Origin of the sequence: Streptomyces sp. SID12501 (assembly GCF_010550245.1) — a bacterium.
In the GTDB taxonomy this organism is placed as follows: Bacteria; Actinomycetota; Actinomycetes; order Streptomycetales; family Streptomycetaceae; genus Streptomyces.
The window spans coordinates 1-516 of record NZ_JAAGLU010000422.1; the positions used below are offsets into that span (position 1 = coordinate 1).

A 516-nucleotide genomic window follows, 5' to 3' on the forward strand; every position below is an offset into this window, starting at 1 on the left:
CGGTGCCATGACCGGCGTGGGGAGGGCGAAGTTCCGGGTGATAGCATCCCGGCATCTGTGATCTTGATCCATTTTGGACGCAGATGCTGATTTTCGATCGGCGGCAGGTTCTCCGCGCAACCGCAGGTGAGCCGCGCCGATCAGCTGTGTTGCGGGGCCTCGCGAGGTGTATCTGCAGCCGTCCGCATGCCATGCGCCGGGAAAGGTTTCCATGAATCGAGATGCACTTGTGTGGTGCCTGGTCGTGCTGGCGGCGATAGCCGTCGCCGCGGTCGTGGCACTCGTCGCCCGCAACAGAGCACTGGGGGCGAAGAAGGAGCACACCGAGGCCGAGCTGAGGCACCAGCTGCTCGCGGCGGACAGTTACCTGCACGCGTCGCACGCCGAGCTGCAGGAGCTCGTCGGCCGCCCCGTGATCTCGCTCGAGCTCGTCGACGACCGGTACTACCACCTCGACACCGCGCTCGCCGTGCTGTCGTCCGACCCCGCGTCCCCGCAGGTCGCGTACTACCCGCC

1 pseudogene is annotated in these 516 nt (G+C 66.7%); it reads left to right on the plus strand.

Going from position 1 to position 516, the window contains the following annotated elements:
* Positions 1 to 211: 211 nt before the first annotated feature.
* Positions 212 to 516, plus strand: a pseudogene (locus G3I71_RS52055) (hypothetical protein); the annotation flags it as partial.